Genomic DNA, 4,558 nt, shown 5'->3' on the forward strand with positions numbered 1-4,558 from the left:
ACACCACCCGGCCCCACTCAGCCCTCGGCGGCAGGCCGCCCATCAGCCGACTGTCACCAAGTTCATGACCAAGTACATCTAGGGCCAGGCTCCCACCTGACTCAAGCGCGGCGAGGCCATCGCGAGGCAGGAGTCCGAGTCGCGCCTGAGCTCGGAGGGCATGCGCTTCGGCGACGCATGCATCCGGCTCTGCGAGCTGGGGCTATACCGGCCATATACGGGCCTGCCCGATGCTCTGAACGGCTCCCGTCCGGCGCTCCCACCGCCCGGGCGGGAGCCCTCAGCCGTCGAGCAGTCGCTCGGTGTCGCGCCAGAGCCGGGCCTGGAGACCGGGATCATCGGCGGGCGACGGCGGGCGAATCAGGCGGGTGCCCGGGACCGAGTAGTAGCCACCCGTGCGACCGGCGAAGGCGGCGTCGGCCGCGAGGGAGACGATGAGGGCCGCCCCCCGGGCGGGGTCGCCGATCGACAGGCGGGTGAGGATCTTCTCCAGGGGTGCGGCGAAGCGGAGTTCGCGGCCCAGGCCGGTGGTGTTGAAGCCGGGGTTCAGGCAGTTGGCGGTGACGCCGGTGCCGGTCAGGCGGCGGGCGAGTTCGAGGGTGAACATGATGTCGAGCAGCTTGCTCTTCCCGTAGTGGGCCGAGGATCCACGCGCGGTGAACGGAACCGTCTCGGTCAGGTCGGCGGGCAGGCGCAGGGTGCCGTGGCGGCGGGCGGCCTGGGACGCGACGTTGACGATCCTGGCGTCACCGGCCCGGTGGAGCGCGGGCAGGAGTTCGCGGGTGAGCAGCCATGGGGCAAGGTAGTTGACGGCGACCATCTCGGGGTGGCCGTCGGCGGTGGCACGGGAGGTGAAGGCGTGCAGGCCAGCGTTGTTGACCAGCACGTCGATGCGGTCGTGGCGGTCGGTGATCTCGCGAGCGGCGCGGCGGACGTCGGCCATCAGGGACAGGTCGGCCACGACGATCTCGGCCCCCGTTTCGGCGCGGAGCCGGTCGGCCTTGAGGGGGTCGCGGGCGACGGCGACGACGCGGGCACCGCGTTCGGCCAGGTCGAGTGCGGCCAGACGGCCCAGGCCGCTGGTGGCGCCGGTAATGGCGATGGTTTGCATATGCCCATTACTTTAGAGCGATATGGTTTGTATGTGCAAACGAGACGGGAGCTCGAACTCACGCTCGGCGAGCGGATCAACGCGCTGCTGAGCGCCAGCCGGGCGCTGAGCGAGCGCAGCGCCGCCCACTTCCACCCCGGCCTGCAACCGGCCGCCTTCCACATCGCGCGCTGGCTCTACGCCTACGGCCCCGCCCGGCCCAGCGCCGTCGCCGAGGCCGTCGGCATGGACCGCAGCTCCACCAGCACCCTGATCGGCAAGATGCGCACCCTCGGCCTGGTCGACGGCTTACCCGCCCCCGACGACCGGCGCAGCGTGATCGTCGAGCTCACCGACGAGGGGCGCGAGCGGGTGGCCGCGACACTCGAAGAACGCGGAAAGGAGTTTTACGCCCGCACCGAGAGCTGGCCCGACGAGGACCTGCGCCATCTCGTCGACCTGCTGGGCCGACTCACCGGGTGACCGTTCAACGGTCGGCGCGGCATCGCAGGCCATCGACGAGGAGCGAGACCGCACGCCCGCCCATCGAGCCCCCCGGCAGGCCGATCGATCAGCGGTCGGCACGGCAGCACAGGCCGTCGACCAGAAGTGAGCCCGCATCGCGTGCTCATCAAGCCATCCGGCCGACTGATCTTTCAGTGCTCGCCCCACTGGCGCAGGCCGTGAACGAGGAGCGAAATCAGGCACCTACGCATCGAACCGCTCAGCCGACTGATCGGTCAGCAGTCGCGGGCCGCCGACGAGGAGCAAGACAGGGCATCCTCTCATCAAGCTGGTCAGCCAGGTGACCGATCAGTCGCCGTCGCGGTAGCGCAAGCCGCAGGGCAGGACCGGGCGCCCGCTCATCAAGCCGCTCGGCAGGCCGATCGGTCAGTGCTCGCCGCGACAGTGCAGGCAGTGAAGGAGGAGCGAAACCGGACGCCTACACAACGAACCGCTCAGCCGACTGATCGTTCAACGGTCGGCGCGGGAGCACAAACCGTAGACCAGGACCGGGCACCCGCTCATTAAGCTGCCCTGCAGACCGATCGGTCAGTGCTCGCCCCACTGGCGCAGGCCATGAACGAGGAGCGAAACCGGGCACCCACGCATCGAACCGCTCAGCCGACTAATCGTTCAACGGTCGGCACGGTAGCGCAGGCCGTCGACCAGAAGTGAACCCGCGTCGCGTGCTCATCAAGCCATACGGCCGACTGATCGTTCAGTGCTCGCCGCACTGGCGCAGGCCATGAACGAGGAGCGAAACCGGGCACCTACACAACGAACCGCTCAGCCGACTGATCGTTCAACGGTCGGCGCGGGAGCACAAACCGTAGACCAGGACCGGGCACCCGCTCATCAAGCTGCCCGGCAGGCCGATCGGTCAACGGTCGGCGCAGGAGCACGGGCCGCCGACGAGGAGCAAGACAGTCGGTCTGCTCATCGAGCCGGTTAGCCCGGCGACCGATCAGTGGCCGTCGCGGGAGCGCGAGCCGTAGACAGGACCGGGCGCCCGCTCATCAAACCGCTCGGCAGGCTGATCGGTCAGCGGCGGCGCGAGTGCAGGCCATGAAAGAGAGCGAGACCGGGCGCCTACGCATCGGCTTGCTCGGGCGGTGATCGGTCAGTGGTCGGCGTGGTAGCGCAGGCCGTTGACCAGGAGGGAGACCATGCGTCGGCTGTAGGCGGCGCCGTGTTGCGAGAGGGTGGCTACGGCGTAGAGGAGGTCTTCCGCGGTCACGTCGGCATGGACGTCGCCGCTCGCCCTCGCGTCGTCGAGCAACGTCGTCAGTGTCGGGCCCAGGCGGCCCATGAAGTAGCCCGGAAGCGACTCGAACGCCGGGTCGCCCGAGTGGAGGGCGGTCGCCAGGCCGCGCTTGGTGGCCAGGAACTCCGTGTAACGCAGGAGCCATTTCGCCAGGGCTTCTCCCGGTTCGTTAGCGGCGCTAAGCGCGGGGGCGGCGTCGGCGCAGGCGTCGACCTCGCGGCGGAAGACGGCTTTGACCAGGTCGGAGCGCTGCGGGAAGTGGCGGTAGAGGGTGCCGACGCCGACGACGGCCAGGTCGGCGATCTCCTTGGCGGGGGCGTCGACCCCTGAGGTGGCGAAGACGGTTTTCGCGGCCTCCAGCAGGGCGTCGACGTTGCGCTGCGCGTCGGCGCGCAAGCGGCGCGGCGCCTGGGTCTCCGTCACGGAACTCCTTCACGGTTGCATAAGCGGAAAGCTTTTCCGTATAGTTCCGGAAAAGTGTTCCGCTTAATTTACCCTCTGTCAGGAGGAGTCGCATGCGTTACCGCACGCTTGGCCGGACCGGTATCAAGGTCAGCCCCTACGCGCTCGGCGCGATGATGTTCGGGGCGATGGGCAATCCCGACCACGACGCGGCGATCGGGATGATCCACAAGGCGCTCGACGCGGGGATCAACCTCATCGACACCGCCGACGTCTACTCGCGCGGGGAGTCGGAGGAGATCGTGGGGCGGGCGCTGAAGGGGCGCCGGGAGGAGGTCGTGCTGGCGACCAAGCTGAGTCTGCCGATGGGGGACGATCCCAACCGGCGCGGGAACTCCCGGCGGTGGATCATGACGGCGGTCGAGGATTCGCTGCGGCGGCTTCAGACCGATCACCTCGATCTCTACCAGATCCATCGGCCCGATCCGGACACCGACATCGAGGACACCCTCTCGGCGCTCTCCGATCTGGTGCGCAGCGGGAAGGTGCGGGTGATCGGGTCGTCGACGATGCCCGCCTCCGACATCGTCGAAGCTCAGTGGGTGGCGGAGCGGCGCGGGCTGGAGCGGTTCCGGACCGAGCAGCCGACCTACTCGATTCTCAACCGCGGGATCGAGAGTGAGGTGCTGCCGGTCGCGCAGCGTTTCGGCATGGGGACGCTGGTGTGGAGTCCGCTCGCGAAGGGGATGCTGACCGGCCGGATTCGCAAGGGGCAGGCGACCGATCTGCGGCGGGCGAGCCGGTTCCGGTCGTTCGGTGACGAAAGCCGCCTGGACGTTGTGGAGCAACTCGTTCCGCTCGCCGAGGAGGCGGGGCTGCCGATGACGCATCTGGCTATGGCGTTCGCGACCGCCCATCCGGGCGTGACCAGCGCGATCATCGGGCCGCGCACGATGGAGCAGCTCGACGACCTGCTCCTGGGGGTGGACGTCACCCTTTCCGGCGACGTCCTCGACCGGATCGACGCGATCGTGCCGCCGGGGACCGACGTCGGATTCCGTGACGAGTCGGCCTATCTTCCTCCGGCCCTCGTTGATTCCGGGCTCCGTCGACGGGTGGCGTGAGGGCGCTTCGTGGACCGCCCGGCCTTGGGCGGAGCCGTACAGAAAACTGCTTTTCCACCATGGACGGCGAGGGCCGGCCCGCGGTGCGGACCGGCCCCTAGGTGTACTTGGTCATGAACTTGGTGACAGTCGGCTGATGGGCGGCCTGCCGCCGAGGGCTGAGTGGGGCCGGGT

General features: G+C 68.9%; 4 protein-coding genes. 2 read left to right on the forward strand and 2 right to left on the reverse strand.

The window, feature by feature from the left end:
• Positions 1-280: 280 nt before the first annotated feature.
• Entirely contained in the window at positions 281-1,111 is an 831-nt protein-coding gene (locus tag ACYQ78_RS39170) for an SDR family NAD(P)-dependent oxidoreductase (protein ID WP_459806069.1), read from the reverse strand.
• 33 nt (positions 1,112-1,144) lie between these two features.
• Here ACYQ78_RS39170 and ACYQ78_RS39175 point away from each other — a divergent pair, with 33 nt between their 5' ends.
• Positions 1,145-1,573, forward strand: coding sequence for a MarR family winged helix-turn-helix transcriptional regulator (locus ACYQ78_RS39175; protein WP_459806070.1), 429 nt, complete (start codon positions 1,145-1,147; stop codon positions 1,571-1,573).
• 1,141 nt (positions 1,574-2,714) lie between these two features.
• Here ACYQ78_RS39175 and ACYQ78_RS39180 read toward each other — a convergent pair.
• Positions 2,715-3,281 carry a TetR/AcrR family transcriptional regulator gene (locus ACYQ78_RS39180; protein WP_459806071.1) on the reverse strand — a complete coding sequence of 189 codons (567 nt, stop codon included), beginning with the start codon at positions 3,279-3,281 and terminating at the stop codon, positions 2,715-2,717.
• Between the two features lie 92 nt (positions 3,282-3,373).
• Here ACYQ78_RS39180 and ACYQ78_RS39185 point away from each other — a divergent pair, with 92 nt between their 5' ends.
• Positions 3,374-4,384: an aldo/keto reductase gene (locus ACYQ78_RS39185; protein WP_459806072.1), complete on the forward strand. Its 1,011-nt coding sequence runs from the start codon at positions 3,374-3,376 to the stop codon at positions 4,382-4,384.
• Positions 4,385-4,558 lie beyond the last annotated feature (174 nt).

The organism is Herbidospora sp. RD11066, from assembly GCF_054661255.1.

Excerpts from the sequence above, each read along its gene's own strand:
- ACYQ78_RS39170 (WP_459806069.1), bottom strand. The coding sequence starts at position 1,111 with ATGCAAACCATCGCCATTACCGGCGCCACCAGCGGCCTGGGCCGTCTG.
- ACYQ78_RS39185 (WP_459806072.1), top strand. The coding sequence starts at position 3,374 with ATGCGTTACCGCACGCTTGGCCGGACCGGTATCAAGGTCAGCCCCTAC.